A 26,954-nucleotide genomic window follows, 5' to 3' on the forward strand; every position below is an offset into this window, starting at 1 on the left:
GACTGGCGCTCAGCGTCGATGCAACACGATCAAACCAGCATAGCAGCCACTCTGTAGGAGCGAGCTTGCTCGCGATGACCCCGAGCGCGCCGCGGGGTCTCAGGTTGCAGCGTTATCGTTAACGACCATCGCGAGCAAGCTCGCTCCTATAAGGGAAATTCGCCAGACAACAAAAAGCCCCGACGAGTCGGGGCTTTGGATGACGCTGAAGGCTTACTCGCCGATGGCGGCCTTGTAGCCGGCGGCATCCAGCAGTTTTTCCAGCTCGGCGGTGTCGCTTGGCTTGAGCTTGAAGATCCACGCGCCGTACGGATCGGAGTTGAGCAGCTCAGGCTCAGCGCTCAACGCTTCATTGACCGCGATCACTTCACCGCTGATCGGTGCATAAATGTCGGAAGCGGCTTTGACCGATTCAACGACACCCGACTGATCACCGGCAGCAAACACGTTGCCGACCTCAGTCAGCTCGACAAACACCACGTCACCCAGCGCTTCCTGCGCGTGATCGCTGATGCCCACGGTGACGGTGCCATCGGCTTCCAGACGTGCCCATTCGTGACTTTCGGCAAAACGCAGGTCGGCAGGGATATCGCTCATGTTCTGTGTCCTCAGGAAATGGTCGGCGGTCATGTCCGCCAGAAAAGATTAGATCAAGGTTTTGCCGTGGCGTACGAAGGTCGGTTTGACCACCCGGACCGGGTACCACTTGCCACGGATTTCCACTTCAGCGCGGTCGGCTGTTGCCATCGGCACGCGCGCCAGTGCAATCGACTTGCTTAGCGTAGGAGAGAAACTACCACTGGTGATCTCCCCTTCGCCAACATCGGCGATGCGGACCACCTGATGAGCGCGCAAAACACCGCGTTCCTCAAGGACCAGACCGACCAGTTTTTGCTGTACACCGGCAGCCTGCTCGGCTTCCAGCGCCTTGCGCCCGATGAACTGCCGGGTGGCAGGTTCCCAGGCAATGGTCCAGGCCATATTGGAGGCCAAGGGTGAAATATCCTGCTGGATATCCTGACCGTAAAGATTCATGCCGGCTTCGACCCGCAAGGTATCCCGCGCGCCAAGACCGATGGGAGAAATCCCGGCGCCGACCAGATCGTTGAAAAAGCCTGGCGCCTGATCGGCCGGCAGAATGATTTCCAGGCCGTCTTCGCCGGTATAACCGGTGCGTGCGATGAACCAGTCACCATCGGACAGGCCTTCGAAAGGCTTGAGGAGCTGGATCAGGTTGCCGCGGGACTGACTGACCAGTTCGGCAATTTTCTGCCGGGCGTGGGGGCCCTGGATGGCCAGCATCGCCAACTCGGAACGCTCGCGAAGTTGCACATCGAAACCGTCGAGATGCGCTTGCATCCAGGCCATGTCCTGATCGCGGGTGGAGGCGTTGACCACCAGGCGATAACCCTCATCGAGACGGTAGACGATCATGTCGTCGACAATCCCGCCCTGCTCGTTGAGCATGGTGCTGTACAACGCACGGCCTGGGCTGTGCAGGCGTTCGACATCATTGGCCAGTAAATGCCGGAGCCAGGCCTTTGCCTGGGCGCCACCGACATCGATTACGGTCATGTGGGATACATCGAAGACACCGCAATCGCGGCGCACCTGATGGTGTTCCTCGACCTGCGATCCATAATGCAGAGGCATGTCCCAACCGCCAAAATCGACCATCTTCGCGCCGAGTGCGAGATGAAGGTCATACAGAGGCGTACGCTGTCCCATGGGTTTCTCCTTCCGGGCGTGGCGAAGGTGCGGGCTGGTGCTGCACGGACTGAATGCCTTGAAATAAAGGGCCTTCAACCGATTTCAGCTACCTGGTCTGTCAGACGGACCGCACCGAATGCCGCGCATTGTAGCCGCAAGGTGTAGGACTGACACCTAGCTGTTTCGATGTGCTGAGCGTCGGATCAATCCGATGACCGGTAACAGCCCGACCAGTACCAGAGTCAATGCCGGCAAAGACGCCCGCGCCCATTCGCCTTCGCTGGTCATTTCGAAGATTCGCACCGCCAGCGTGTCCCAGCCAAACGGGCGCATCAGCAAGGTTGCGGGCATTTCCTTGAGCACATCGACGAACACCAGCAGCGCGGCGCTCAACGTGCCGGGTAGTAATAATGGCAGATACACTTTGAAAAACAGTCGTGGCCCACTGACGCCAAGGCTACGTGCCGCTTCGGGCAAAGATGGCCGTATACGCGCCAGGCTGCTTTCCAGCGGTCCGTAAGCCACCGCAATGAAGCGCACCAGATAGGCCAGCAACAATGCCGACAGGCTGCCCAGCAGCAGCGGCTTGCCCGCACCACCGAGCCAACTCGAGAGCGGGATCACCAGTTCGCGGTCCAGGTAACTGAACGCGAGCATGATCGACACCGCCAAAACCGAACCGGGCAAGGCGTAGCCCAGGTTGGCCAGACTGACCCCGGAACGAATGACCCGGGTGGGCGCCAGTCGTCGGGCAAACGCCAGTAACAAGGCGACGCTGACGGTGATCAACGCCGCCATCGCCCCCAGGTACAAGGTATGGACGATCAACCCGGTGTAGCGCTCGTCGAGATCGAAGCGCCCACGCAGCCAGAACCACACCACCAATTGCAGCATCGGGATAACGAAAGCACAGGCGAACACCAGGCAGCACCACATCGTGGCCGCCAGTGCCTTGACGCCTCGCAGGTGATACAGCGCCTTGACCCGTGGTCGCTCGTTACTCGCCCGGTTCGCCCCACGGGCACGTCGTTCGCCGTAGAGCACGAGCATCACCACCAGCAGTAACAGGCTGGCCAGTTGCGCGGCGGACGACAGGCTGAAAAAACCGTACCAGGTCTTGTAGATGGCCGTGGTGAAGGTATCGAAGTTAAACACCGACACTGCGCCGAAGTCCGCCAGGGTTTCCATCAGTGCCAATGCCACGCCCGCACCGATGGCTGGCCGCGCCATGGGCAATGCCACCCGCCAGAACGCTTGCCAGGGCGATTGGCCAAGGACCCGCGCGGCTTCCATCAGGCCTTTGCCCTGGGCAAGGAAGGCTGTGCGGGCCAGCAGGTAAACATAGGGATAGAAAACCAGCACGAGCACGACGATCACGCCACCCGTGGAGCGCACGCGCGGCAGCCGCAGGCCACTGCCAAACCACTCGCGCAGCAGGGTTTGCACGGGCCCGGCAAAATCCAGCAGGCCGACGAAGACGAAGGCCAGCACATAGGCCGGGATCGCGAAGGGCAGCATCAATGCCCAGTCCAGCCAGCGCCGACCGGGGAATTCGCAAAGGCTGGTGAGCCAGGCCAGGCTGACACCCAGGACTGTCACGCCGACACCGACGCCTAGCACCAGGGTCAGGGTATTGCCCAGCAAACGCGGCATCTGCGTGTCCCAGAGATGAGACCAGATCTGTTGATCGATGGTTTGCCAGGACAGCAGCAACACGCTCAGGGGCAACAGGACCAGCGCAGCAATGGCGAAGACGACTGGATACCAGCGGCGTTGGGCGGGATGGGCCACAGGCTTGGTTCTCTACTATCTAATGGATGAGATCGACACTGGTAGGAGCGAGCTCGCTCGCGAAAAACGTCAACGATAATGCGGGAAGCCTGACGGTCCGCGGCGCCCTGACGTTCATCGCGAGCAAGCTCGCTCCTACAGCGTCAGGGGTGCGTAACGCAAAAACAAACGCCCCGCCTAGGCGGGGCGCAGCATAACAGCTGGCTCAGTTCCAGCCAGCCTTGTCCATCATGCGAATCGCCTCAGCCTGGCGCTTGCCGGCGATTTCCACGGGCAAGGTATCAGCAATGAACTTGCCCCATGCGGCGACTTCAGCCGATGGCTGCACGGCCGGATTCGCCGGGAACTCCTGGTTCACGTCGGCAAAGATTTTCTGCGCTTCAGGGGTGGTCATCCACTCCACCAGAGCCTTGGCCGCTTCCGGGTGTGGCGCGTGTTGTGTCAGGCCGATACCCGACAGGTTGATGTGTACGCCACGGTCAGCCTGGTTCGGCCAGAACAGTTTCACCGGCAGGTCTGGCTTCTGCTTGTGCAGGCGGCCGTAGTAGTAGGTGTTAACGATACCGACATCGCACTGACCGGCGTTGATCGCTTCCAGCACGGCGGTGTCGTCGGAGAACACGTCAGTGGACAGGTTCCTGACCCAGCCCTTGAGGATTTCCTCGGTCTTCCCGGCGCCGTGCACTTCGATCATGGTCGCGGTCAGGGACTGGTTGTAGACCTTCTTCGCCGTGCGCAGGCACAGGCGGCCTTCCCATTGCTTGTCGGCCAGCGCTTCGTAGGTGGTCAGTTCACCCGGCTTCACCCGATCTGTGGAGTAGGCAATGGTCCGCGCCCGCAGGCTCAGGCCGGTCCAGGCGTGGGAGGCTGCCCGGTATTGCAGCGGAATATTGGTGTCGATGGTTTTCGAGGTGAACGGTTGGAGGATGCCCATCTGCTCGGCTTGCCAGAGGTTGCCGGCATCGACGGTGAGCAGCAGGTCGGCCGGCGTATTCGCGCCCTCGGCCTTGAGCCGCTGCATCAGCGGCGCTTCCTTGTCGGTGATGAACTTCACCTTCACGCCGGTCTTGGCGGTGTAGGCATCGAATACTGGCTTGATCAGCTCGTCGATTCGCGAGGAGTAGACCACCACTTCGTCAGCGGCCTGGGCGGCGGTGCTGCCGATCAGGGTCAAGGCCAGTGCAGTCAGTAGACGCTTCGGTGCCAACATGGGAGCGGTCTCTCGATTGAAAAATGAGGACAAATGATAAGGACTCACATTTAGCTTCTCAATCGAACCCGCTTGCGGAGGAGTTACCAGATGTTGCACAAGCTGGAATATTGGGTGGCCGAACTGCCGACATCGCGAGCAAGCTCGCTCCCACAGGGTTCTCCAGCGTTCACACAAATTGCATTAACACCTGAATTCCTGTGGGAGCGAGCTTGCTCGCGAAGGGGCCCTTAACCTCAACAAAAATCTCAGGCCTTGGCGAGTGCCGGTAAATCCCCGGTCAACCCCAGCGCTTCACGCACGAACAACGCCTTGGCTTCCGGCATCTTCTCCACCATTTTCAACCCGGTATTACGCAACCAGCGCACCGGCAACGGATCGGCCTGGAACAACCGCTCGAAGCCTTCCATCGCCGCCATCAGCGCCAGGTTGTGGGGCATGCGTCGACGCTCGTAACGGCTGAGGACTTTCACATCCGCCAGGCGTTCGCCACGTGTTGCCGCTTGCAGCAACACTTCGGCCAGCACGGCGGCATCGAGGAATCCGAGATTCACCCCCTGCCCGGCCAACGGGTGAATGGTGTGGGCCGCGTCGCCGATCAATGCCAGGCCTTCAGCCACATACCGCTTGGCATGCCGCTGACGCAGGGGCACACACAGGCGCGGATCGGCGCTCAGCACTTCACCGAGCCGACCTTCAAAGGCCCGCTCCAATGCCTTGCAGAAACCTTGTTCATCCATCGCCATCAGACGTTCGGCTTCGCCGGGTGTGGTCGACCAGACGATCGAACACCAATCCTGTTGGCCGTCCCGCTCAAGGGGTAGAAACGCCAACGGGCCGGTGTCGGTGAAACGCTGCCACGCCGTCATCTGATGCGGTTTGGCGCAACGCACGCTGGTGACGATGGCATGGTGCAAATAATCCCATTCGCGGGTCGCCACTCCGGCCAGGCGTCGCACCGCCGAGTTGGCGCCATCTGCCGCGATCACCAGTGGCGCGCGCAGGGTGCGGCCATCGGCCAGGGTCAGCAGCCAGTCATCGCCGGAGCGGCGCATCTGCTCCAGGCGAGCATTGGCCAGCAACCCCAGGTCGCAATCGTGCAGACGCTCAAGCAAGGCATCCTGGACCACGCGGTTCTCGACGATATGCCCCAGCACCTCGGCATGCGCGCTGGCCGCCGAGAAGTGGATTTGCCCGGTGCCGCTGCCATCCCAGACCTGCATGTCGGTGTAGGGGCTGCTGCGCCGCCCGGCGATGCCGTCCCACACGCCCAGGCGCTCGAGAATCCGCTGGCTGGCAGTCGACAAGGCGCTCACCCGTGGCTCAAACGCTGCCTGAGCGTTGAACGGTTTGACGCTCATGGGGCTGCCGTCCAGCAGCAGGACTTCCAGCCCGCTGTCCTGCAACGCCAGCGCCAGGGCGCTGCCGACCATTCCGGCCCCGACAATCAGCAGATCTGCGCGCATTTCCATGCTTTAAGCCTGTCTCTCTTGCGGCTTGAGCCGCACGTAAAGGGTTTTCCCGACCCGCGCCACCCAGTGGCCGGCGCTGTCATGAATGTCGAACCTGCAAGGCAGGCATTTTATCAATCGCGCCTTGCCGAATCGGCGGATCAGCCAGTTACGCATCTGGACGCGTACCCAGCCCCATCGCCTGCCGGGCAAACCAGCGTTTGGCCGGTGGCAGCAGATCGAGGCCGAGCAAGCCGATGTTGCGCCCCAGGGACACCAGCGGCTGGGTACTGCCGAACAGGCGCGTAACCTGATCGGAGAAGCCCACGGTGAGGTCCTGATCGAGACGCTGGTGTTCGCGATAGGCCTGCAACGTGGCGAAGTCGCCCAATGGTTTTTCACTGGCGAGCAAGGCATTGGCCAGGGCCTGAGCGTCGCGCAGGGACAGGTTGAATCCCTGGCCGGCAATCGGATGCAGGCTGTGCGCCGCGTTGCCGAGCACCGCCAGATGCGGGCGCACCTGTTCTTCGGCCTCGACCAGTGTCAGCGGATACAGATGCCGCGCCCCCACCTGCTTCAATGTGCCAAGGCGATAACCGAACACACCCTGCAACTCGCTGAGGAAGCTGCGCTCGTCGAGGGCTGCCAGGCGTTGCGCGTCCATGCCCAGGCGGGTCCAGACCAATGCGCAGCGATTATCCGGAAGCGGCAGCAACGCCATCGGGCCTTCGTCGGTGAAGCGCTCGAAAGCCATGCCGTTGTGGGCTTCGCTCGGGGTGATGTTGGCGATCAGCGCGCTCTGGTTGTATGGACGCTTGCGGATGCCGATCCCAAGTTGCTCGCGCAGGCCGGAGCGGCCACCATCGGCGAGCACCGCGAGGTCGCATTCCAGGGTGGTTTCATCATTGAGGGTCAGGCGGTAGCCGTCGGTCAGCGGCTCCATGCGGGTGACTTCCGCCGGGCAGTGCCATCTGATCACGTCCTTGTCCAGGCCTTGCCACAGGCATTGGCCGAGCCAGGCGTTTTCAACGACATAACCCAGCGCTGGAACACCCTCTTCCATTGCCGACAACCGCGCCGTCGAGAATCGACCACGGTCGGAAACATGAATCTGCTTGATCGGCTCGGCGCGGCGCGAGACTTCCTGCCAGACACCCAACCGTTGATAGATTTGCCGCGAGCCGAAGGACAACGCCGAGGAACGGGCATCGTAACTCGGTTGCCAGGTGTCGCCAGGAGCGAACGGTTCGATCAACACGATCTTCCAGCCTCGGGCCTTGGCCCCAGCCTGAAGCGCCAGTGCCAGACTTGCACCGACCAGCCCGCCACCGATGATTGCCAGGTTGACTCGACTCATGCTGCCTGTGTCCGCGCGGCGGCCATCAGGGCCTCGATCTCGGCGACGGTTTTAGGCACGCCGCTCGTCAATATTTCACAGCCGGTTTTGGTAACCACTACGTCGTCCTCGATGCGCACGCCGATGCCGCGCCATTTCTTCGCAACATTCTGGTTGTCCGGGGCGATATAGATCCCCGGTTCCACGGTCAGCGCCATGCCGACTTCCAGCACGCGCCACTCGCCGCCGACCTTGTATTCGCCGACGTCATGCACATCCATGCCCAACCAATGGCCGGCGCGGTGCATGTAAAACGCCTTGTAGGCTTCACTGGCGATCAGTTCGTCAACGTCACCACGCAGCAGACCCAGCTTGACCAGCCCGGCCGTGATGACCCGGACCGTGGCCTCGTGCGCCTGATTCCAGTGCTTGTTCGGGGCGATTTCGGCAAAGGCGGCTTCCTGGGAGGCCAGCACCAATTCGTAGATCGCTTTCTGTTCCGCTGAATATTTGCCGCTGACCGGAAAGGTCCGGGTGATGTCGCTGGCGTAGCAGTCGATCTCGCAACCGGCATCGATCAGCACCAGATCCCCGTCCTTGAGCAGCGCGTCATTCTGCTGGTAATGCAGGATGCAGCTGTTGCGCCCCGCCGCGACGATCGACCCGTAGGCCGGCATCTTCGCCCCGCCCTTGCGGAATTCGTAATCGAGCTCGGCTTCCAGGCTGAATTCGTGCAATCCGGCGCGACAGGCCTGCATTGCCCGTACGTGCGCCTGGGCGGAAATCCGCGCCGCCTCGCGCATCACTTTCACTTCTGCCGCCGATTTATACAGGCGCATGTCGTGCAACAGATGATCCAGGGCAACGAATTCGTTCGGCGGCTGGGCACCGAGGTTGGCCTTGGAGCGGATCACGTTGATCCACTCCATCAGGTGGCGATCGAATTCGGGGTTGCTGCCCATGGCCGAATATACCCGGTCACGGCCTTCGATCAGGCCCGGCAGGATGTCGTCGATATCAGTGATCGGAAAGGCATCGTCGGCGCCGAAGTCGCGAATCGCGCCTTCCTGCCCGGCACGCAGGCCATCCCACAGCTCGCGCTCGGCATTGCGTTCGCGGCAGAACAGGATGTATTCGCCATGTACGCGCCCCGGCATCAACACTAATACGGCCTGGGGCTCGGGAAAGCCGCTGAGGTACTGGAAGTCGCTGTCCTGGCGGTAAACGTGCTCGACGTCGCGGTTACGAATGGCCACCGCGGCGGCGGGCAGGATGGCGATGCTGTTGGGTTCCATCTGCGCCATCAGGGCCTTGCGGCGACGGCTGTATTCCGATTTCGGGATATGGATCATGGGCAGATGGCGTTCCCTGGCAAACGATTAGTGCAGCGACGGTTTGGCGGCGACCGGTACGTCTTTTTTGGTCTCGGAGAACAGCAGCAGCGGTGCGACGCGCAGGTATTCCATGACTTCCATGTAGTCGTTTTCGCCGTCGTCGGACTCTTCCAGGGCATCCTGCACCTGGGAAATGGCCGCCAGATCCTGCAGCACCTCGGTGGCCTCGGTGCTCAGGGCGCTGCTGTCACGGCAGTTCAGGCCGAAGCCGCTGAGGAAACCCTGGCACCACTGGCCCAGTGCGACAGCACGGTCGGTGAGGGGGGCGTCATCGGTCGGCAACAGCAGAACGACGGTCACGTCATCGCCCGTTAGCTCGCCCTTGACCATCTCTTGCAAGCCGATCAAGGCGTTGCGAACGTTGTCCTGCGGCTCGCTTTCGAGCAGTTCGGCGGCGTCGATCAACCACTCTTCGGCATTGAAACCGGCGCCGGCACAGCTGCGGCCGAGCAGCAGGCCATGCAGTTCGGCAGGCGAGACGTTATGACCGCTGGAAGTCAGCAGGGTGGCGAAGGCTTGGTACGGGGAATTCTGAATGGTCATGGGCAGCTAGGCGCCAGACGGCGCTATGTCTAGAATGAAGGCCTTGTATCCTACATCGACTACCCCTGTAGGAGCGAGCTTGCTCGCGATGGTCGCCAACGATAACGTTGGGTACCTGACACCCCGCGGCGTTCTCGGGTTCATCGCGAGCGAGCTCGCTCCTGCAGTCCGACACCCATCAGACAGTGAAGACAATGGAAGACACCGACCTGCAAGCGCTGATGGCCAGACTCGAACTGCTGATTACCCGAGTCGAGCAACTTAAGAGTCAAAACGGACTCTTACTAGCTCAGGAAAAGACCTGGCGCGAGGAACGCGCGCACCTCATTGAAAAAAACGAAATCGCCCGGCGTAAGGTCGAATCGATGATTTCGCGCCTCAAGGCCCTGGAGCAAGACTCATGAGTTCAAGCAATAGCGTCACCGTGCAGATCCTCGACAAAGAGTATTCGATCATCTGCCCTCAGGAAGAGCGCAGTAATCTGATCAGCGCCGCCCGTTATCTGGACGGCAAGATGCGCGAGATCCGCAGCAGCGGCAAAGTCATCGGCGCCGACCGTATCGCCGTGATGGCCGCGCTGAACATCACCCACGACCTGTTGCACAAGGAAGAACGGCCGGATATCCAGGCCAGCGGCTCGACCCGCGAACAAGTGCGTGACCTGCTCGATCGCGTCGATCTGGCGCTCGCCACCGATCCGGATGTCACCAAAGGCTGATTCGCGCCGCCGCTTGCGGTATAATCCCCTCACTCCCTGGGGTGCTTGCCAGTTGGCGATGTCCCTGAGCCGATTTGCTATACCCTGGAGGTTGCACGTTGGGCTGGTGTGCATGTCCGCTAGACGGAAAGCCTTAAAGCCTACTGCATCTTCCACCTTGAACTTTCGGGTTCAAGGGCTAAGTCGACAGCGGCACATTCGGGGAGCCTGATTTCAGTCCAATGCCGGTTTTGATACCGGCATTGGCGTTTTTACGGGTACGCTTCACGTATCCGCATTGTTGAAGCCCGAATACATGACCGAACCTGCGCTGCTCCCCCGCCCGCAACTTCGACGCATGCTGCGCAAGGCCCGCCGCGCACTGACACCCAGCCAGCAACGCCAGGCCGCTCGCGGGCTGTACAAGCAATTGGCCCAGCAACCGCTGTTCCGCCGCGCCCGGCACATCTCCCTCTACCTGCCCACCGACGGTGAAATCGATCCGCGTCTGTTGCTGCGCGCCGCGCAACGCCGGGGCAAAGCCACCTATCTACCGGTGCTGAGCGCCTGGCCGCGAACCAAAATGGTGTTCCAGCGCATCCGTCCCGGGGAAAAACTCAAACCCAACCGCTTCCGTATTCTCGAACCACGGGCCAACCTCGCCCGGCAGCGCAAGATCTGGGCGCTGGATCTGGTGCTGTTGCCATTGGTGGGTTTTGACGATGTCGGCGGACGCCTGGGAATGGGCGGTGGTTTCTACGACCGGAGCCTGGCCTACCTGGCGCGACGAAATGGCTGGCGCAAGCCGACGCTGTTGGGGCTGGCCCATGAATGTCAGAAAGTGGCGCGATTGGCTCAGGCGAGCTGGGATGTGCCGCTGCAAGGAACGGTGACGGACAAGGCCTGGTATTACGCAGGCTAGGCGCCACTTCGATCAGTGGCGCCGAGGCAACAGGATCAGCGCTTGAAGGCTGTCGACTGTTGCTGCAATTGGGCGAGTTCGACCGGCGCATCGGTCTTGTTGGCCCATAGGCTTTGGGCATAGCCAGTGGTCACGACGCCAAGGCCAAACAAAATGACCAAAATCCATAGTAAATCCGGTTTGCGTTTCATCGATTGCCCCCCAAAGGCACATCAACACGATGACAGCAGCGGTTTCCGTTTGTAGGCCGTGCAGCAGCGTCAAGCTTTAAAGGCCGGCATTTTGCGACAACGTGAACCGCTGCGCAAATGCTGACGTCAACCGACTGTCGGTTTGTCATAAAATCGCCGACAAGCTGCTCAATCACCACGCAAGGAGCAAAAGACATGGCCTATTGGCTGATGAAATCCGAGCCCGACGAACTCTCGATCAAAGGGCTGGAAAAGCTCGGCAAAGCGCGCTGGGACGGGGTTCGCAACTATCAGGCACGCAATTTCCTGCGGGCCATGGCGGTGGGGGATGAGTTCTTTTTCTATCATTCCAGCTGCCCCGAGCCGGGGATTGCCGGAATCGGCAAGATTGTCGAAGCCGCGTATCCGGACCCGACGGCGCTGGAGCCAGAGAGCCATTATTTTGACCCGAAGGCCACTCCGGAGAAAAACGCCTGGAGTGCGATCGATGTCGCGCATGTCGAGACGTTTGCCCGAGTGCTGAAACTGGATTATCTGAAACAGCAGACGGCGCTGGCCGAGTTGCCACTGGTGCAGAAAGGCTCGCGACTGTCGGTGATGCCCGTAACCCCGGAGCAGTGGGCGGCGGTGATTGCTTTAAAGCCTTGAGTCATTTATTGCCTGTACCGGCCTCTTCGCGGGCAAGCCCGCTCCCACAATGGATTTGTGTTGGAACACGATCACGTATACACCAAAGAAACCTGTGGGAGCGGGCTTGCCCGCGAAGAGGCCGGCCCGGACAGCAGAGTTCTTACTGAATGATCAGGTTGTTGAACAACAAATCCTCAACCACCGGCTTACCGGTTTCGTCGTTCATCACCTGCTGGGTCTGTTTCAGGGCTTCCTGACGCAGCTTTTCCTTGGCCTCGACGTTGTTCATCGTCTCGGTGGTCTGCTGGGCGAACAGTGCGACCAATTGATTGCGGATCAAGGGTTCATTGGCCTTCACCGCCTTGGCGGCCTCGTCACCGGTCACCCGCAACGCCACATCGGCCTTGTAGACCTTGAGTTTCGGCGTGCCGTCCAGCCCGTAGTTACCCACGAACGGCGGGCTCAGGGTGATGTAACTGACCTTCGGAGCTGCATCTTCTTTGGCTTCTTCGGCCACCGCTGCCACAGGCAGAGACAGGGCCAGCATCAACATGATCCACGCTTTCAAAATTCGCTCCTTATCCGGTTTGCGGCCTAGCATAACGACCCGCCGCGCAAGCACAAGCTTATGGCTGACTATCAGGGCCGGGCATGCTCGTTGACCCATCGACCCACACACCTACACTTATCGGCCATCACTCCCAAAGGAATAGCCCTGATGAAAGCCGTGCTGTGCAAAGCCTTCGGCCCTGCCGAATCGCTGGTGCTGGAAGACGTCGCCAGTCCTGTCGCGAAGAAGAATGAAATCCTGCTGGACGTGCACGCCGCCGGGGTGAACTTCCCCGATACGTTGATCATCGAGGGCAAATACCAGTTCAAGCCGCCCTTCCCGTTTTCGCCGGGTGGTGAAGCGGCTGGCGTGGTCAGCGCAGTGGGTGAAAAAGTCAGTCACTTGAAAGTCGGTGACCGGGTCATGGCCCTGACCGGCTGGGGCAGCTTTGCCGAGCAGGTCGCCGTGCCGGGCTACAACGCACTGCCGATCCCGCCATCGATGGACTTCAACACCGCCGCCGCCTTCAGCATGACCTACGGCACCTCGATGCATGCCCTCAAGCAGCGCGGCAACCTGCAACCGGGCGAAACCCTGCTGGTACTGGGTGCTTCCGGCGGTGTCGGCCTGGCGGCGGTGGAAATCGGCAAAGCCATGGGCGCCCGGGTGATCGCGGCGGCCAGCAGCGCAGAGAAACTCGCCGTGGCCAAGGCCGCCGGCGCCGACGAACTGATCAACTACAGCGAAACCAGCCTGAAGGACGAAATCAAGCGTCTGACCGACGGCCAGGGTGCCGACGTGATCTACGACCCGGTCGGCGGCGACCTGTTCGACCAGGCCATCCGCGCCATCGCCTGGAACGGCCGCTTGCTGGTGGTCGGCTTCGCCAGCGGTCGCATTCCCGAATTGCCGGTCAACCTGGCCTTGCTTAAAGGTGCGGCAGTGCTCGGCGTGTTCTGGGGCTCGTTCGCCCAACGCCAGCCGCAGGACAACGCGGCGAACTTCCAGCAGTTGTTTGGCTGGTTTGCCGAAGGCAAGCTCAAGCCTCTGGTGTCCCGGGTGTATCCGCTGAGCAATGCGGCGCAGGCGATCAATGACCTTGGCCAGCGTAAAGCGGTGGGGAAAGTGGTGGTGCAGGTTCGCTGAATCTCTCTGCAAACAAGCGCGGCCACGTAGCCGCGCTTTTATTGCCGTCAAAGCAACACCCGAATCTCCTCCGGCAAAAACCGCACATACCGACTCGCCGGATGTGCGCTACACCGCTGCACAATCGAACGGACGCTGGCATTGAGCTTGGCAATCAGAGCCAGACGTTTCTCTTCCGGCAATTGAGTCGGTGAAAGCGAGTGGGTCAGGTAACTGCGGGTCCAGCTGAAAACCGAAAGCAGGTAACGCTTCCTACAACGCCCTTCACTTACATCTGAGCGACATGTTCATAAAGGAACGCGCGACTTCCAACATTTCCGCTGTTTTGCCGATGAGAACCGGTGCTATTTTCGGTAACGAAACTGTAACATTCGTATCCGCAGTCAAAACAAGAAATCTGGAGCTCTTGAATGTTTGCTTTCTTTCGTCCTGCCGCACATCAGGCTCCATTGCCTGAAGAAAAAATAGACAGCACCTACCGACGCCTTCGCTGGCAGATTTTCGCCGGCATTTTCATTGGCTATGCCGGTTACTACCTGCTGCGCAAGAACTTCTCCCTGGCCATGCCGTATCTGATCGATGAGGGCTACTCCCGTGGCCAGTTGGGTCTGGCGATGTCCGCCATCGCGATTGCCTACGGTCTGTCGAAGTTTCTCATGGGCCTGGTGTCCGACCGTTCCAACCCGCGCTTCTTCCTGCCATTCGGTCTTCTGGTGTCGGCTGGGGTGATGTTCATTTTCGGTTTCGCGCCCTGGGCGACGTCCAGCGTGACCATGATGTTCATTTTGCTGTTCATCAACGGCTGGGCGCAGGGCATGGGTTGGCCGCCGAGTGGCCGGACCATGGTGCACTGGTGGTCGCAGAAGGAACGTGGCGGCGTGGTGTCCGTCTGGAACGTGGCGCACAACGTCGGCGGTGGCCTGATCGGCCCGTTGTTCCTGATCGGCATGGGGCTGTTCAATGACTGGCACGCCGCGTTCTACGTACCGGCAGCCGTGGCGCTGGCAGTAGCGGTGTTTGCCTTTGTGACCATGCGCGACACCCCGCAATCGGTTGGCCTGCCGCCGATCGAGCAATACAAGAACGACTACCCGGAAGGCTACGACGCCAGCCACGAAGAGGAATTCAGCGCCAAGGAAATCTTCGTCAAATACGTGCTGCGCAACAAAATGCTCTGGTACATCGCCTTGGCCAACGTCTTTGTCTATCTGCTGCGCTACGGCGTGCTGGACTGGGCACCGACCTACCTCAAGGAAGCCAAGGGTTTCACTGTGGATAAAACCTCGTGGGCGTACTTCTTCTACGAGTGGGCAGGTATCCCGGGCACGCTGCTGTGCGGCTGGATGTCGGACAAGATCTTCCGTGGCAACCGTGGCCTGACCGGCATGGTGTTCATGGCGTTGGTGACGGTCGCGACGCTGGTTTACTGGCTCAACCCGGCCGGCAATCCGATGGTCGACATGATCGCGCTGCTGTCCATTGGCTTCCTGATCTACGGCCCGGTGATGCTGATCGGCCTGCAGGCGCTGGAACTGGCACCGAAGAAAGCTGCCGGTACGGCGGCGGGCTTTACCGGTCTGTTCGGTTACTTGGGCGGTTCGGTCGCGGCCAGTGCAGCGATGGGCTACACCGTGGACCATTTCGGTTGGGACGGCGGTTTCGTTCTGCTGGTCGGTGCCTGCCTGTTGGCGATGGCCTTCCTGGCCCCGACACTACGGCACAAACAAATCGCCAGTCAGGGCCGCGAAGCACTCGCTTGATCGGCCTTTGATTTACAGCGCTTGAGCCGCGCCTCCAGATTCCGGTCTGGCATGGCGTGGCTACGAAGGGCGTGCGCGGTCTGCTCGACATAATCGCGAGTGGTGCCGTAGCGCCCGCAGGCGTTTTCGAACACATGGCTCAGCACATGGTCCGGCAAGTTACCGGCATAGCTGGGCAGGTGTCGCTCCAGCACAAAGCCCAATGCCTGAACCTGGCTGCCATCGTCGAGGCGGCAGTTGAGCCAGTGCGGGCGGTAGGAAGGGAAAGGCATCTCGCGCTGCCAAAGTGCGTAGAGCGAGGCTTCGAGTTGCTCTTCGGGCAAGCGATAGGCGAAACCGCTGCAAGAACCGCCGCGATCCAGGCCAAACACCAGGCCGGGCATTTCCGGTGTGCCGCGATGTTCGTGGGACCACAGGTACAACCCGCGATGGTAGCCATGCACCCGGCCGCGAACCCGCTCAACCGCCGTGCATTCAGGGCGCCAGATCAGCGAGCCATACGCAAACAGCCACACCGGCCCGCCCTTGTGGCGCGCCATGGTCGATTGCATCGAGCTGAGCAGTTGTTCGTGAGTGAGCTGCGGCCCCAGATCGAGCCGCGGAGGGTAAGCCAGATTCAAAAAAGCAGATTCAATGGCGCTCATGGCGAATAGCGTTCAGCTCCCCGCGGGTGAAGAATTACTTAATAGAACGCACGGCTGTAACAATAAGGCACATAAGTTTTAAGGCAATTTAAATGCCATGGCACAGTTCTTAATGAATTGCCTGGACAACATATAACCTACCGATATTTATAAAAATTTATAAATGCCGATTGGCTATATGTGGAGTTATATACCTGTAGGAGCGAGCCTGCTCGCGATGGAATCAAGAACGCTGCGGGTAGCCTGACTGCCCGAGTAATCGTTAACGACCATCGCGAGCAGGCTCGCTCCTACAAGGTGGTCGGGGCAGATCAAGACCGCGGCGCGTACGCAAACACATCGGCGCGCATTTGATGAGCATCCATTCCCGCTTCCACCAGAGCATCCAGCGTGCCGTAGACCATGGCCGGAGAGCCGCTGGCGTACACGTGTAGCGGCTTGAGGTCAGGGAAGTCTTCACAGACCGCTTCATGCAACATGCCGCACCGCCCTTCCCAACCGCATTGATCGCTGACGACCTTGTGCAGGAATAGGTTGGGCAACTTCAGCCATTCGTCCCAATGCTCGATCTGATAAAAATCTTCAGGACGACGCACGCCCCAATACAGATGCACCGGGTGCTTGAAACCCGAAGCCCGGCAATGCTCGATCAGACTGTGGATCTGGCCCATGCCGGTACCCGCGGCGATCAGCACGAGAGAACCTTCCGGCAACTCCTCCAGGTGGGTATCGCCGAACGGCAATTCGACCCGCACCATACTGTTGCGCTGGAGCTGTTCGATCAGGCTCAGCGCACTGGATTCGCGCGCCAGTACGTGGATTTCCAGGTCGCGCCCCGCATGCGGTGCCGAGGCGAGGGAGAATGCGGACTTTTCGCCGTTCTCCCGTTCGATCATCAGGTACTGGCCAGCGTGGTAGCGCGGCGGTTTGCCGGCCGGAGCCCGCAGACGCACGCGCCAGGTGTCGCCGCCCACCTCCTTGCACTCAATGACCTGACACGACACGCTGCGCACCGGCAGTTCTCCCAGCGCGAGCACGCCATCCCACAGCACGATGCAGTCTTCCAGCGGCTCCGCTATGCAAGTGTAGAACTCGCCATGGTCACGCACATTGCCAGCCTGCTCGACCCGGCCTTCCACCAGCAGCGCCGCGCACACGTGGCAATTGCCGTTGCGGCAGCTTTGCGGGCATTCGTAGCCCAGACGTCGTGCGCCATCGAGAATCCGCTCGCCGGGCAATATCTCAAGTACTGCTCCGGAGGGCTGCAAGGTTACACGCATCAATCTATTCCTAACTGATTCCAAATGGCATCGATCCGCTGGGTCACGGCATCATCCTTGACGATGACCCGGCCCCATTCGCGAGTAGTTTCGCCCGGCCATTTATGCGTGGCATCGAGGCCCATTTTCGACCCCAGGCCGGAAACCGGCGAGGCGAAGTCGAGGTAGTCGATCGGCGTGTTATCGATCATCACGGTGTCGCGCTTGGGGTCCATGCGCGTGGTGATGGCCCAGATCACGTCGTTCCAGTCCCGGGCGTTGATATCGTCGTCGGTGACGATAACGAACTTGGTGTACATGAACTGTCGCAAAAACGACCAGACACCCAGCATTACCCGCTTGGCGTGGCCCGGATACGACTTTTTCATGGTCACGATGGCCATGCGGTACGAGCAACCTTCGGGCGGCAGGTAGAAATCGGTGATCTCCGGGAACTGCTTCTGCAGGATCGGCACGAACACTTCGTTCAATGCCACGCCGAGGATTGCCGGCTCATCCGGCGGACGGCCGGTGTAGGTACTGTGGTAGATCGGCTTGATCCGATGGGTAATGCGCTCGACGGTGAACACCGGGAAGCTGTCGACTTCGTTGTAGTAACCGGTGTGGTCGCCGTATGGGCCTTCATCGGCCATCTCGCCCGGATGGATCACGCCTTCGAGGATGATTTCGGCGGTGGCCGGCACTTGCAGATCGTTGCCGCGGCACTTCACCAACTCAGTGCGGTTACCGCGCAAGAGGCCTGCGAAGGCGTATTCGGAAAGGCTGTCGGGCACCGGGGTCACGGCACCGAGGATAGTCGCCGGGTCAGCGCCCAGGGCCACGGAAACCGGGAACGGCTGGCCCGGATGCTTTTCGCACCACTCGCGGTAATCCAGCGCGCCGCCACGGTGGCTCAGCCAGCGCATGATGACCTTGTTGCGACCGATCACTTGCTGACGGTAGATACCGAGGTTCTGGCGATCCTTGTTCGGGCCTTTGGTGACGGTCAGGCCCCAGGTGATCAGCGGACCGACATCGCCCGGCCAGCAGGTCTGCACCGGCAGCATGGCCAGGTCGACGTCGTCGCCTTCGATGACCACTTCCTGGCACACCGCGTCCTTGACGACTTTGGGCGCCATCGAAATGATCTTGCGGAAGATCGGCAGCTTGGACCAGGCATCCTTCAAGCCTTTGGGCGGCTCAGGTTCCTTTAGGAACGCCAGCAGCTTGCCGATCTCGCGCAGCTCGCTGACCGACTCGGCACCCATGCCCATGGCGACCCGCTCGGGGGTACCGAACAGGTTGCCGAGTACCGGGATGTCATAGCCTGTCGGCTTTTCAAACAACAGCGCCGGGCCTTTGGCACGCAGCGTGCGATCACACACCTCGGTCATCTCCAGCACTGGAGAGACGGGGATCTGGATGCGTTTCAACTCTCCGCGCTGCTCAAGCTGCTGCACGAAATCCCGAAGATCCTTGAATTTCATTGATGATGGCACCCGAAAAATAGGCGTACATCCTACCTGCTCTGCCGGCCGCTGGCAGCTTATCGCTGCTTATCTGGATGCATTCACCTGCGGTTTCCCCGGGTTTGCCCTGGCTTGCAGACTGACAAACAGCGGTTCGAGGATCGGCGCCACGAACCGCGCACCGACTTCCGAGAGGTGATTGTCATCGGTGTACAACGAGTAACCGCCGCGTTCGGCGCGGCACAGACCGCTGGCATCACACAGTCTTGGCGCCGGGTCCACCACCTGTACCGCCGGGTCCTGCGCCAGTTGTGCGAACAATTGACTGATGAATGCCTGGCGCTTGTGATGCTCTGCGAGCGCCAGCCCGACATCGTCGACCGGACGGGCCAGCATTGCCAGACGGGTGAGGCGATACGGTGGGCTGAAGGCCTGCAACGGCGCCTCTTTTACCAGCCAGACCCGATGCCCGCCGGCACGCAATTGCGCGACTCGGGTACGCAAGCCATCGGCCAGACGTTGTTCGGCAATTGCGCGATCGTAATGCCCGTCAGGGTTTTTCAGAGCGTGGCCCAGATCACCTTTGGCATCGCCGTAGAGGTATAGGCTCCAGTGCGCAACCAGCACCACATCGCTGACAGCTTGCGGCTTCAGGGCCTGTTCAACACGTCGATTGAACCGCGCACAACGCGCATCGTGCTCCAGGCCTGCGACAGGCAAACAGCCGGCAGAACTGGCGAGCATCACATTGACGCCATGGGCCTTGGCACCCTCGTCGAAAACCGGAATCAACGCCGTGGCATGGCTATCGCCCCAGACAAGCGCTGGGGGCAGGCGGTTTTGCGCGCCATAACGGCAGAACAACTTGTCATCCGGCGTCTTGTCATCGGCCAGGCAGGCCATCAGCTCTGGCCGCCATTCGCGACCCTTGGCGTATTGCAGGGCCTGGTCAGACAGACGCCATGGCAGGCCGTCGGTCCATCGCAAGGCTTGTCCGGCCAGGCCGAGCACCAGGACGCCGCAGGCACCAGCGAGCAGAATCTGCCGGCGCCCGGCGAGCAGGCGACGCTCACGAAACGGGGTTTCGACGAATTTCCAGGACAGATAACCCAGCAACAGCGTCAGTAAAATCAACCCGACACTGTCGAAAACACTCGTTTCACCGACGCTGGCATAGCTGGAGAATACGAACACCGGCCAGTGCCACAGGTACCAGGAATATGAAATCAGACCGAGGCCGACCATTATCCGACTGCTCAAAAACTGACCAACCCAGGTTTCACGATGACCGTTGGCCAGAATCAGCAGCACCACACCCGGCACCGGCAGCAACGCCGCGACACCCGGGAATGGCGTGGCCTTGTCATAACCGAACACCGCCAACAGGATCAGCAACATACCGAGCAGGCTCAGCCACTGCGCCGCCATCGGCTTGAGACGCCATGCAGACTTGGGTGCTACCGCCAGCATCGCACCGGCCAATAGCTCCCACGCACGCATAGGCAACAGGAAGAAAGCTTTTTCCGGATGATGGGCGACAGCCCACACGCTCAAACCAAAGGACAGCAGCAATACGCTGAACAGTGCCAGTCGCCAATGCTTGAGACGGCTCGACAGCAGTGTCAGCAGCAACGGGAAGACGATGTAAAACTGCTCCTCCACCGCCAGCGACCAGGTGTGCAGCAGGGGCTTGAGATCGGAGGCGACATCGAAATAGCCGTCCTGGCGCATGAACAGGATGTTGGAGACGAACATCACTTGGTAACGCACCGATCGCCCCAGCTCTTCGTAATCCTTCGGTGCCAGCAAAAACCAGCCGACCGCCAGCACCGCAATGATCATCGCGAACAACGCCGGCAAAATCCGCCGCGCACGCCGGGCCCAGAAATCGACGAAGCTGAATTGCCCGGCCTGGCGCTGATTCCAGATGATCGACGTGATCAGGTAACCGGAAATCACGAAAAACACGTCCACGCCGACAAAGCCGCCGGTAAACCCAGGAACGCCAAAGTGAAACAGCACGACGGCAATCACCGCCACTGCGCGCAAGCCGTCGATATCCCTTCGATAAGCCAGTGAGCTCATAAGCATTAAACCAGTCAGATCGTTATTTTCAGCGCGCTTGAGCATCGCCCCCGGAGATGACTGCAAACGCGGCTGGTTGAAGTGCTAACCAACTGACCTTGGCCAATCAAAAACCTCCCATGGCCCAGGTAAAAAAAAGGCGCCCCACCGGGGCGCCATTCTCTTGAACTCAACGGGCGATGTTACTTGCGCTTCATCGACAGGAAGAATTCGTCGTTGGTCTTGGTCGTTTTCAGCTTGTCGACCAGGAACTCGATGGCAGCAATTTCATCCATCGGGTGCAGCAGTTTGCGCAGAATCCACATGCGCTGCAGCTCGTCGTCGGCGGTCAGCAACTCTTCGCGGCGGGTGCCGGAACGGTTGATGTTGATGGCCGGGAACACGCGTTTTTCAGCGATGCGGCGATCCAGAGGCAGCTCCATGTTGCCGGTGCCTTTGAATTCCTCGTAGATCACTTCGTCCATCTTCGAGCCGGTTTCAACCAGCGCGGTGGCGATGATGGTCAGCGAGCCGCCTTCTTCGATGTTCCGCGCGGCGCCGAAGAAACGCTTCGGTTTCTCCAGGGCGTGAGCATCGACACCACCGGTCAGTACCTTGCCGGAGCTCGGGATCACGGTGTTGTAGGCGCGAGCCAGACGAGTGATGGAGTCGAGCAGGATCACCACGTCTTTCTTGTGCTCGACCAGGCGCTTGGCCTTCTCGATCACCATTTCGGCAACCTGCACGTGACGGGTTGGCGGCTCGTCGAACGTCGAGGCAACCACTTCACCGCGCACGGTGCGCTGCATTTCGGTTACTTCTTCCGGACGTTCGTCGATCAGCAGCACGATCAGGTGAACTTCAGGATTGTTACGCGCGATGTTCGCGGCAATGTTCTGCAGCATGATCGTCTTGCCGGCTTTCGGCGGTGCAACGATCAGACCGCGCTGGCCTTTACCGATCGGGGCGCACAGGTCGATGACACGACCGGTCAAGTCTTCGGTGGAACCGTTGCCGGCTTCCATCTTCATGCGCACGGTCGGGAACAGCGGGGTCAGGTTCTCGAAGAGAATCTTGTTCTTCGCGTTTTCCGGACGGTCGAAGTTGATCGTGTCGACCTTGAGCAGCGCGAAATAACGCTCGCCTTCCTTTGGAGGGCGGATCTTGCCAACGATGGTGTCACCGGTGCGCAAGTTGAAACGACGGATCTGGCTCGGCGAGACGTAGATATCGTCTGGACCTGCGAGATAGGAAGCGTCAGCGGAGCGCAGGAAGCCGAAGCCGTCCTGGAGAATCTCCAGCACGCCATCACCGGAGATTTCCTCACCGCTTTTCGCGTGCTTCTTGAGCAGGGAGAAAATCACGTCCTGCTTGCGCGAACGGGCCATATTTTCTATGCCCATCTGTTCGGCCAATTCGAGCAGTTCGGTAATCGGCTTTTGCTTGAGTTCAGTCAGATTCATATAGGAATGACGTAATCATTTATGGAGGGGGGAAATTAAGCTTTTGGCTTAATGAGGCCGCGCCGCGGAGAAGGCGACAGGATCGCGTACTTATTCGAAAAGGAGTGCGTCGGCGACGGCTAGCAGGGGGCAATGGAGAAACCAGTGCGGGGCCGAATGTACCATCTGAGTTTAGGAGCGTCTAGCCCTGAATACGCAAAAAGCCCCGCTATTTGCGGGGCTTTTTCAGGACACTTTGCAACGACGCTTAGATGTTGGCGTCGAGGAATGCAGCCAGTTGCGACTTCGACAGTGCGCCGACCTTGGTCGCTTCAACGTTGCCGTTCTTGAACAGCATCAGGGTCGGGATACCGCGCACGCCATGCTTGGCCGGGGTTTCCTGGTTTTCGTCGATGTTCAGCTTGGCAACGGTCAGCTTGCCTTTGTAAGTCTCGGCAATCTCGTCCAGAACAGGAGCGATCATTTTGCAAGGGCCGCACCATTCAGCCCAGTAATCGACCAGTACAGCGCCTTCGGCCTTGAGTACGTCGGCCTCGAAGCTAGCGTCGCTAACGTGTTTGATAAGATCGCTGCTCATGGAATTCTCCAGGTTGTAAGCAAAAAAACGTGGCCCATCATAGCGGTCCTTCCCTCGTTCAGGAAGGTGCAGATGATTGAGTCTCGCTATGGTGATCCATGAGTTTGGGTATAGCTCAGGTCATGAAGTGGCGGGAGCGATGAACGCGATTCCGGTGCGCAACGCGGCGTTACGTACGTGCTCTTGCATGGCCTTTTGCGCGGCGCCAGACGCTCGGCGAGCCAGCGCACGAAGGATTTTGCGGTGTTCCTGCCAGGTTTCCATGGCCCGCTCAACCCGGATGAACGGTAGCTTCTGGCTTTCCAGGAAGATGTCGGCGCTGGCGGTCAGGATGCTCAGCATCGCCTGATTGCCGCTGGCCAGCAGGATGCGGCGGTGGAATTCGAAATCCAGCCGGGCCGCGGCTTCGAAGTCGCCGGACTTCAGCTCATTGCGCATGGCGGCGACATTGTCTTCCAGCGCATCGAGTTCGTCGGTGCTCAAGGTTCCGGCCGCCAACCCCGCAGCAAAACCCTCCAGCGCATAGCGCAACTGAAAGATGTCCAACGGCGAAGCCTGCGCCGCGAACGGCCAGCCCGGCGCCGCATCGCCCCGCGGTAGCTCCACGGGCGATTGCACGAATACGCCTTTGCCCGGCTGGATACTGATGACCCCCAGCGCACTCAGCGATGACAACGCCTCGCGCAACGACGCCCGACTGACCCCCAATTGCACCGCCAGGTCCCGTTGCGAGGGCAAGGCATCCCCCGGCCCGAAGCCCTGTTCGGTAATCAGTTTGCGGATGGCTTGCAGCGCCACTTCAGGTACGGCGCGGGAGATCGAGTTCATGGTTTTCCAGACGAACCAGCCAATGTGCGCTCAGTTGTAAAGCTATTCGCGACGTCCGGCAAGTCGTGCCCCATGGGGGTTCGGAGATTTTCACGGCTGCGCCATCGGGGTGCGAAAAGCAACCTGACTGTTCAGACCAGTAAGACCGTGCGACGCCAGCAAAACCGTGCCCTGGCGCCCTCAAAACCCCATGTTGGCATGGCCCATGCTCTGTCGATCCGCAGAAATCACTTCTTGCCGATCCGGAGATTTGCCATGACCCAGCGTTACAGCGCCCTCCTCGCAGCCTTGTTCGCCAGCCTGATGCTGAGCCTGGCACCCGCCCACGCCGATGGTCTGGAGGATGTGGTCAAGCGCGGCGTCCTCAAGGTGGCCGTGCCCCAGGACTTCCCGCCATTCGGCTCGGTCGGCCCGGACATGAAACCCCGCGGCCTCGATATCGACACCGCGAAACTGCTGGCCGACCAGCTCAAGGTCAAACTCGAACTGACGCCGGTCAACAGCACCAACCGCATCCCGTTCCTCACCACCGGCAAGGTCGACCTGGTGATCTCCAGCCTCGGCAAGAACCCGGAGCGCGAAAAAGTCATCGACTTCTCCCGCGCCTACGCGCCGTTCTACCTTGCCGTGTTCGGTCCGCCAGACGCCGACATCAAGGGCCTGGACGATCTCAAGGGCAAGACCATCAGCGTCACCCGTGGTGCCATCGAAGATATCGAGCTGACCAAGGTCGCCCCCGAAGGCGTGACCATCAAGCGTTTCGAAGACAACAACTCGACCATTGCCGCGTACCTGGCCGGGCAAGTCGACCTGATCGCCAGCGGCAACGTGGTGATGGTCGCCATCAGCGAGAAGAGCCCGAAACGCGTGCCGGCGCTGAAAGTGAAGCTCAAGGACTCACCGGTCTACGTCGGCGTGAACAAGAACGAGTCGGCGCTGCTGGACAAGGTCAACCAGATTCTTGTGACCGCCAAGAGCGACGGCGCGCTGGAAAAGAACGCCCTGACCTGGCTGAAAGAACCGCTGCCGGCCGATCTCTGATTCGGCGCGCTGGAGACGTTTTATGGCTTATCAGTTCGATTTCCTGCCGGTGGTGAACAACACCGATCTGTTGCTGCGCGGTGCGTTGTTCACCCTTGAGCTGACCGCCATCGGCGCTGTGCTCGGCGTGGGGCTGGGCATCGTCGGGGCGCTGGTGCGGGCGTGGAACATCCGGCCTTTCGCGGGGATTTTCGCGGTCTACGTCGAGTTGATCCGCAACACGCCATTTCTGGTGCAGTTGTTTTTCATCTTCTTCGGCTTGCCGTCCCTGGGCGTGCAGATTTCCGAATGGCAGGCGGCGGTGCTGGCGATGGTCATCAACCTCGGCGCCTATTCCACCGAGATCATCCGCGCCGGCATCCAGTCGATCCACCGGGGTCAGCTGGAAGCCGCAGCGGCACTGGCGATGACGCGCTTCGAAGCGTTCCGTCATGTGGTGCTGCTGCCGGCACTGGGCAAAGTCTGGCCGGCCCTGAGCAGCCAGATCATCATCGTGATGCTCGGCTCGGCGGTGTGTTCGCAAATCGCGACGGAAGAGCTGAGTTTCGCCGCCAACTTCATTCAGTCGCGCAACTTCCGCGCCTTTGAAACCTACGCCCTGACCACACTGCTGTACCTGTGCATGGCGCTGCTGATCCGCCAGTTGCTGAACTGGCTTGGCCACCGCTTCATCGCAAGGAGCAGCCGATGAGCGACTTCACTTTCTGGGACATCGTGCGCAACCTGCTCACGGGCCTGCAATGGACGCTGGCGCTGTCGCTGGTGGCGTTCATTGGCGGCGGACTGATTGGCTTACTGATCATGGTCATGCGCATCTCGAAAAAATCCCTGCCGCGCAGTTTCGCCCGCACTTACATCGAACTGTTCCAGGGCACACCGCTATTGATGCAACTGTTCCTGGTGTTTTTCGGCGTGGCGTTGGCCGGGATCGAGATTTCGCCGTGGATGGCCGCGGCGATTGCACTGACGTTGTTCACCAGTGCTTATCTGGCGGAGATCTGGCGCGGTTGCGTCGATTCGATTCCAAACGGCCAGTGGGAAGCCTCATCGAGCCTGGCGCTGAACCCGCTGGAACAATTGCGCCATGTGATCCTGCCCCAGGCCCTGCGCATCGCCGTGGCGCCGACAGTGGGGTTTTCGGTGCAAGTGGTCAAAGGCACCGCCGTCACCTCGATCATCGGCTTCACCGAGCTGACCAAGACCGGCGGCATGCTCGCCAACGCCACCTTCGAACCGTTCATGGTCTACGGCCTCGTCGCCCTCGGCTACTTCCTGCTCTGCTACCCCTTGTCGCTCAGTGCGCGATACCTGGAAAGGAGACTGCATGCCTCTGCTTAGAATTTCCGCCCTGCATAAATACTACGGCGATCACCATGTGCTCAAAGGCATCGACCTGAGCATCGAGGAAGGCCAGGTGGTGGCAATCATCGGCCGTAGTGGCTCGGGCAAGTCCACCTTGCTGCGCACCCTCAACGGCCTGGAGTCGATCAACGACGGCGTGATAGAAGTTGACGGCGAGTACCTCGACGCCGCCCGCGCCGACCTGCGCAGCCTGCGGCAGAAAGTCGGCATGGTGTTCCAGCAGTTCAATCTGTTCCCGCACCTGACCGTCGGCGAGAACGTCATGCTCGCGCCGCAAGTGGTGCAGAAAGTGCCAAAAGCCAAAGCTGCCGAACTGGCACGGCAGATGCTGGAAAGAGTCGGGCTGGGGGAAAAGTTCGATGCCTTCCCTGATCGGCTGTCCGGCGGGCAGCAACAGCGGGTAGCGATTGCCCGGGCACTGGCGATGTCGCCGAAGGTTTTGCTATGCGACGAAATCACCTCGGCACTGGACCCGGAACTGGTCAATGAAGTACTGAGCGTGGTCCGGCAACTGGCCAGGGAAGGCATGACGCTGATCATGGTCACCCACGAAATGCGCTTCGCCCGGGAGGTTGGGGATAAGTTGGTGTTCATGCACCAGGGCAAGGTGCATGAGGTTGGGGATCCGAAGATTCTGTTCGCGAATCCGCAGACGGCGGAGCTGGCGAATTTTATTGGGACGGTTGAGGCGGCGGGCTGATAGATCTTTGTTGACCGGAAGGCCGCCTTCGCGAGCAAGCCCGCTCCCACAGTTGACCGCGTTGTTACTGAGGTACGCGGTTAAATGTGGGAGCGGGCTTGCTCGCGAAGAGGCCATTAGCAGCACCGCAAATATTCCCGCGGCAGAAGATCGCAGCCTTCGACAGCTCCTACGCGTTGGCGCCAGCCTTTGATCGTGGCACGATGTCGAGGTTAT

The 26,954-nt window shown here is 60.3% G+C and carries 27 protein-coding genes, 1 other RNA gene and 1 pseudogene; 11 read left to right on the forward strand and 18 right to left on the reverse strand.

Annotated features, from left to right (window positions below):
* Positions 1-213 precede the first annotated feature (213 nt).
* The 9 genes and pseudogenes from gcvH to KGB29_RS21105 all read right to left on the reverse strand — a co-directional run bounded on the left by gcvH (position 214) and on the right by KGB29_RS21105 (position 9,435).
* On the reverse strand, positions 214-597 hold the full coding sequence (gene gcvH, locus KGB29_RS21060; protein ID WP_150813743.1) for a glycine cleavage system protein GcvH: 384 nt from the start codon (positions 595-597) through the stop codon (positions 214-216).
* A gap of 48 nt (positions 598-645) precedes the next feature.
* Complete coding sequence (gene gcvT / locus KGB29_RS21065) at positions 646-1,728, reverse strand: glycine cleavage system aminomethyltransferase GcvT (protein ID WP_102669327.1); 1,083 nt, start codon at positions 1,726-1,728, stop codon at positions 646-648.
* 156 nt (positions 1,729-1,884) lie between these two features.
* Positions 1,885-3,501, reverse strand: coding sequence for an ABC transporter permease (locus KGB29_RS21070; protein WP_150813742.1), 1,617 nt, complete (start codon positions 3,499-3,501; stop codon positions 1,885-1,887).
* Positions 3,502-3,706: 205 nt separating this feature from the next.
* A complete protein-coding gene (locus KGB29_RS21080; RefSeq protein ID WP_057712826.1) occupies positions 3,707-4,711 on the reverse strand; it encodes an extracellular solute-binding protein in 1,005 nt (334 codons plus the stop codon).
* A gap of 248 nt (positions 4,712-4,959) precedes the next feature.
* On the reverse strand, positions 4,960-6,177 hold the full coding sequence (locus KGB29_RS21085) for a 2-octaprenyl-3-methyl-6-methoxy-1,4-benzoquinol hydroxylase (protein WP_191626106.1): 1,218 nt from the start codon (positions 6,175-6,177) through the stop codon (positions 4,960-4,962).
* A gap of 9 nt (positions 6,178-6,186) precedes the next feature.
* Positions 6,187-6,282, reverse strand: a pseudogene (locus KGB29_RS21090) (tetrameric acyl-CoA thioesterase); the annotation flags it as partial.
* Positions 6,283-6,331: 49 nt separating this feature from the next.
* Positions 6,332-7,519, reverse strand: coding sequence for a 2-octaprenyl-6-methoxyphenyl hydroxylase (gene ubiH / locus KGB29_RS21095; RefSeq protein WP_150813740.1), 1,188 nt, complete (start codon positions 7,517-7,519; stop codon positions 6,332-6,334).
* On the reverse strand, positions 7,516-8,850 hold the full coding sequence (gene pepP / locus KGB29_RS21100) for a Xaa-Pro aminopeptidase (protein WP_150813739.1): 1,335 nt from the start codon (positions 8,848-8,850) through the stop codon (positions 7,516-7,518). The genes ubiH and pepP overlap by 4 nt, the downstream gene beginning before the upstream one ends.
* A 27-nt stretch (positions 8,851-8,877) precedes the next feature.
* Positions 8,878-9,435 carry a YecA family protein gene (locus KGB29_RS21105; protein WP_150813738.1) on the reverse strand — a complete coding sequence of 186 codons (558 nt, stop codon included), beginning with the start codon at positions 9,433-9,435 and terminating at the stop codon, positions 8,878-8,880.
* A gap of 194 nt (positions 9,436-9,629) precedes the next feature.
* Here KGB29_RS21105 and KGB29_RS21115 point away from each other — a divergent pair, with 194 nt between their 5' ends.
* The 4 genes from KGB29_RS21115 to KGB29_RS21130 all read left to right on the forward strand — a co-directional run bounded on the left by KGB29_RS21115 (position 9,630) and on the right by KGB29_RS21130 (position 11,054).
* Entirely contained in the window at positions 9,630-9,839 is a 210-nt protein-coding gene (locus KGB29_RS21115; RefSeq protein ID WP_007982902.1) for a TIGR02449 family protein, read from the forward strand.
* On the forward strand, positions 9,836-10,153 hold the full coding sequence (locus KGB29_RS21120) for a cell division protein ZapA (protein WP_057712821.1): 318 nt from the start codon (positions 9,836-9,838) through the stop codon (positions 10,151-10,153). The genes KGB29_RS21115 and KGB29_RS21120 overlap by 4 nt, the downstream gene beginning before the upstream one ends.
* Before the next feature lie 30 nt (positions 10,154-10,183).
* Positions 10,184-10,362: non-coding RNA, 6S RNA (gene ssrS, locus KGB29_RS21125), on the forward strand.
* Between the two features lie 86 nt (positions 10,363-10,448).
* A complete protein-coding gene (locus KGB29_RS21130; RefSeq protein ID WP_150813737.1) occupies positions 10,449-11,054 on the forward strand; it encodes a 5-formyltetrahydrofolate cyclo-ligase in 606 nt (201 codons plus the stop codon).
* Between the two features lie 35 nt (positions 11,055-11,089).
* Here the strand turns inward: KGB29_RS21130 and KGB29_RS21135 are convergent, their stop codons facing one another.
* Positions 11,090-11,245 carry a hypothetical protein gene (locus KGB29_RS21135; protein WP_007982896.1) on the reverse strand — a complete coding sequence of 52 codons (156 nt, stop codon included), beginning with the start codon at positions 11,243-11,245 and terminating at the stop codon, positions 11,090-11,092.
* A gap of 195 nt (positions 11,246-11,440) precedes the next feature.
* On the opposite strand from KGB29_RS21135, the gene KGB29_RS21140 reads away from it, so the two are divergent.
* Complete coding sequence (locus KGB29_RS21140) at positions 11,441-11,893, forward strand: EVE domain-containing protein (RefSeq protein ID WP_150813736.1); 453 nt, start codon at positions 11,441-11,443, stop codon at positions 11,891-11,893.
* Positions 11,894-12,035: 142 nt separating this feature from the next.
* Here the strand turns inward: KGB29_RS21140 and KGB29_RS21145 are convergent, their stop codons facing one another.
* Positions 12,036-12,443 (reverse strand): flagellar basal body-associated protein FliL, encoded by a 408-nt coding sequence (locus KGB29_RS21145; RefSeq protein ID WP_032829534.1) that lies wholly within the window; start codon positions 12,441-12,443, stop codon positions 12,036-12,038.
* Between the two features lie 150 nt (positions 12,444-12,593).
* Between KGB29_RS21145 and KGB29_RS21150 the strand changes: the two genes are divergently transcribed.
* Together KGB29_RS21150 and glpT are read left to right on the forward strand one after the other, a co-directional pair.
* The gene (locus KGB29_RS21150) at positions 12,594-13,571 is read left to right on the forward strand and encodes an NADPH:quinone oxidoreductase family protein (RefSeq protein WP_150813735.1); all 978 of its coding nucleotides are present in this window, start codon (positions 12,594-12,596) and stop codon (positions 13,569-13,571) included.
* 410 nt (positions 13,572-13,981) lie between these two features.
* Positions 13,982-15,331, forward strand: a complete 1,350-nt coding sequence (gene glpT / locus KGB29_RS21155) for a glycerol-3-phosphate transporter (RefSeq protein WP_008048696.1) — start codon at positions 13,982-13,984, stop codon at positions 15,329-15,331.
* Here glpT and KGB29_RS21160 read toward each other — a convergent pair.
* The 7 genes from KGB29_RS21160 to KGB29_RS21190 form a co-directional block, all read right to left on the reverse strand.
* Positions 15,307-15,975, reverse strand: coding sequence for a gamma-glutamylcyclotransferase (locus tag KGB29_RS21160; RefSeq protein WP_090452075.1), 669 nt, complete (start codon positions 15,973-15,975; stop codon positions 15,307-15,309). The two genes, glpT and KGB29_RS21160, sit on opposite strands and share 25 nt — an antisense overlap.
* A gap of 311 nt (positions 15,976-16,286) precedes the next feature.
* On the reverse strand, positions 16,287-17,255 hold the full coding sequence (locus KGB29_RS21165; protein ID WP_090452076.1) for a CDP-6-deoxy-delta-3,4-glucoseen reductase: 969 nt from the start codon (positions 17,253-17,255) through the stop codon (positions 16,287-16,289).
* Positions 17,255-18,721 carry a 4-hydroxy-3-polyprenylbenzoate decarboxylase gene (gene ubiD / locus KGB29_RS21170; protein ID WP_008048693.1) on the reverse strand — a complete coding sequence of 489 codons (1,467 nt, stop codon included), beginning with the start codon at positions 18,719-18,721 and terminating at the stop codon, positions 17,255-17,257. The genes KGB29_RS21165 and ubiD overlap by 1 nt, the downstream gene beginning before the upstream one ends.
* A 69-nt stretch (positions 18,722-18,790) precedes the next feature.
* Positions 18,791-20,788 (reverse strand): acyltransferase family protein, encoded by a 1,998-nt coding sequence (locus KGB29_RS21175; RefSeq protein WP_150813734.1) that lies wholly within the window; start codon positions 20,786-20,788, stop codon positions 18,791-18,793.
* Positions 20,789-20,970: 182 nt separating this feature from the next.
* Positions 20,971-22,230 carry a transcription termination factor Rho gene (rho, locus tag KGB29_RS21180; protein WP_057712815.1) on the reverse strand — a complete coding sequence of 420 codons (1,260 nt, stop codon included), beginning with the start codon at positions 22,228-22,230 and terminating at the stop codon, positions 20,971-20,973.
* Between the two features lie 247 nt (positions 22,231-22,477).
* On the reverse strand, positions 22,478-22,807 hold the full coding sequence (gene trxA / locus KGB29_RS21185) for a thioredoxin TrxA (protein WP_003206727.1): 330 nt from the start codon (positions 22,805-22,807) through the stop codon (positions 22,478-22,480).
* Between the two features lie 120 nt (positions 22,808-22,927).
* Positions 22,928-23,635, reverse strand: coding sequence for a FadR/GntR family transcriptional regulator (locus KGB29_RS21190; protein ID WP_150813733.1), 708 nt, complete (start codon positions 23,633-23,635; stop codon positions 22,928-22,930).
* A 255-nt stretch (positions 23,636-23,890) separates the two neighbouring features.
* Between KGB29_RS21190 and KGB29_RS21195 the strand changes: the two genes are divergently transcribed.
* The 4 genes from KGB29_RS21195 to KGB29_RS21210 are packed head-to-tail and all read left to right on the forward strand — an operon-like array spanning position 23,891 to position 26,738.
* A complete protein-coding gene (locus KGB29_RS21195) occupies positions 23,891-24,676 on the forward strand; it encodes a transporter substrate-binding domain-containing protein (protein WP_150813732.1) in 786 nt (261 codons plus the stop codon).
* 22 nt (positions 24,677-24,698) lie between these two features.
* Positions 24,699-25,367 carry an amino acid ABC transporter permease gene (locus tag KGB29_RS21200; protein WP_150813731.1) on the forward strand — a complete coding sequence of 223 codons (669 nt, stop codon included), beginning with the start codon at positions 24,699-24,701 and terminating at the stop codon, positions 25,365-25,367.
* Positions 25,364-26,014 carry an amino acid ABC transporter permease gene (locus tag KGB29_RS21205; protein ID WP_057712811.1) on the forward strand — a complete coding sequence of 217 codons (651 nt, stop codon included), beginning with the start codon at positions 25,364-25,366 and terminating at the stop codon, positions 26,012-26,014. The genes KGB29_RS21200 and KGB29_RS21205 overlap by 4 nt, the downstream gene beginning before the upstream one ends.
* A complete protein-coding gene (locus KGB29_RS21210; RefSeq protein WP_150813730.1) occupies positions 26,001-26,738 on the forward strand; it encodes an amino acid ABC transporter ATP-binding protein in 738 nt (245 codons plus the stop codon). Before KGB29_RS21205 ends, KGB29_RS21210 begins: the two co-directional genes overlap by 14 nt.
* Positions 26,739-26,954: the final 216 nt, after the last annotated feature.

It is taken from the genome of Pseudomonas sp. BF-B-30 (assembly GCF_019956305.1).
Classification (GTDB): domain Bacteria; phylum Pseudomonadota; class Gammaproteobacteria; order Pseudomonadales; family Pseudomonadaceae; genus Aquipseudomonas; species Aquipseudomonas jessenii.

Excerpts from the sequence above, each read along its gene's own strand:
- KGB29_RS21140 (WP_150813736.1), top strand. The coding sequence starts at position 11,441 with ATGGCCTATTGGCTGATGAAATCCGAGCCCGACGAACTCTCGATCAAA.
- ubiH (WP_150813740.1), bottom strand. The coding sequence starts at position 7,519 with ATGAGTCGAGTCAACCTGGCAATCATCGGTGGCGGGCTGGTCGGTGCA.
- ubiD (WP_008048693.1), bottom strand. The coding sequence starts at position 18,721 with ATGAAATTCAAGGATCTTCGGGATTTCGTGCAGCAGCTTGAGCAGCGC.
- KGB29_RS21080 (WP_057712826.1), bottom strand. The coding sequence starts at position 4,711 with ATGTTGGCACCGAAGCGTCTACTGACTGCACTGGCCTTGACCCTGATC.
- gcvH (WP_150813743.1), bottom strand. The coding sequence starts at position 597 with ATGAGCGATATCCCTGCCGACCTGCGTTTTGCCGAAAGTCACGAATGG.
- KGB29_RS21130 (WP_150813737.1), top strand. The coding sequence starts at position 10,449 with ATGACCGAACCTGCGCTGCTCCCCCGCCCGCAACTTCGACGCATGCTG.
- KGB29_RS21135 (WP_007982896.1), bottom strand. The coding sequence starts at position 11,245 with ATGAAACGCAAACCGGATTTACTATGGATTTTGGTCATTTTGTTTGGC.
- KGB29_RS21200 (WP_150813731.1), top strand. The coding sequence starts at position 24,699 with ATGGCTTATCAGTTCGATTTCCTGCCGGTGGTGAACAACACCGATCTG.
- KGB29_RS21175 (WP_150813734.1), bottom strand. The coding sequence starts at position 20,788 with ATGAGCTCACTGGCTTATCGAAGGGATATCGACGGCTTGCGCGCAGTG.
- rho (WP_057712815.1), bottom strand. The coding sequence starts at position 22,230 with ATGAATCTGACTGAACTCAAGCAAAAGCCGATTACCGAACTGCTCGAA.
- KGB29_RS21160 (WP_090452075.1), bottom strand. The coding sequence starts at position 15,975 with ATGAGCGCCATTGAATCTGCTTTTTTGAATCTGGCTTACCCTCCGCGG.
- KGB29_RS21150 (WP_150813735.1), top strand. The coding sequence starts at position 12,594 with ATGAAAGCCGTGCTGTGCAAAGCCTTCGGCCCTGCCGAATCGCTGGTG.
- KGB29_RS21190 (WP_150813733.1), bottom strand. The coding sequence starts at position 23,635 with ATGAACTCGATCTCCCGCGCCGTACCTGAAGTGGCGCTGCAAGCCATC.
- KGB29_RS21195 (WP_150813732.1), top strand. The coding sequence starts at position 23,891 with ATGACCCAGCGTTACAGCGCCCTCCTCGCAGCCTTGTTCGCCAGCCTG.
- KGB29_RS21165 (WP_090452076.1), bottom strand. The coding sequence starts at position 17,255 with ATGCGTGTAACCTTGCAGCCCTCCGGAGCAGTACTTGAGATATTGCCC.
- KGB29_RS21105 (WP_150813738.1), bottom strand. The coding sequence starts at position 9,435 with ATGACCATTCAGAATTCCCCGTACCAAGCCTTCGCCACCCTGCTGACT.
- KGB29_RS21085 (WP_191626106.1), bottom strand. The coding sequence starts at position 6,177 with ATGCGCGCAGATCTGCTGATTGTCGGGGCCGGAATGGTCGGCAGCGCC.
- glpT (WP_008048696.1), top strand. The coding sequence starts at position 13,982 with ATGTTTGCTTTCTTTCGTCCTGCCGCACATCAGGCTCCATTGCCTGAA.
- KGB29_RS21115 (WP_007982902.1), top strand. The coding sequence starts at position 9,630 with ATGGAAGACACCGACCTGCAAGCGCTGATGGCCAGACTCGAACTGCTG.
- pepP (WP_150813739.1), bottom strand. The coding sequence starts at position 8,850 with ATGATCCATATCCCGAAATCGGAATACAGCCGTCGCCGCAAGGCCCTG.
- KGB29_RS21205 (WP_057712811.1), top strand. The coding sequence starts at position 25,364 with ATGAGCGACTTCACTTTCTGGGACATCGTGCGCAACCTGCTCACGGGC.
- trxA (WP_003206727.1), bottom strand. The coding sequence starts at position 22,807 with ATGAGCAGCGATCTTATCAAACACGTTAGCGACGCTAGCTTCGAGGCC.
- KGB29_RS21210 (WP_150813730.1), top strand. The coding sequence starts at position 26,001 with ATGCCTCTGCTTAGAATTTCCGCCCTGCATAAATACTACGGCGATCAC.
- gcvT (WP_102669327.1), bottom strand. The coding sequence starts at position 1,728 with ATGGGACAGCGTACGCCTCTGTATGACCTTCATCTCGCACTCGGCGCG.
- KGB29_RS21120 (WP_057712821.1), top strand. The coding sequence starts at position 9,836 with ATGAGTTCAAGCAATAGCGTCACCGTGCAGATCCTCGACAAAGAGTAT.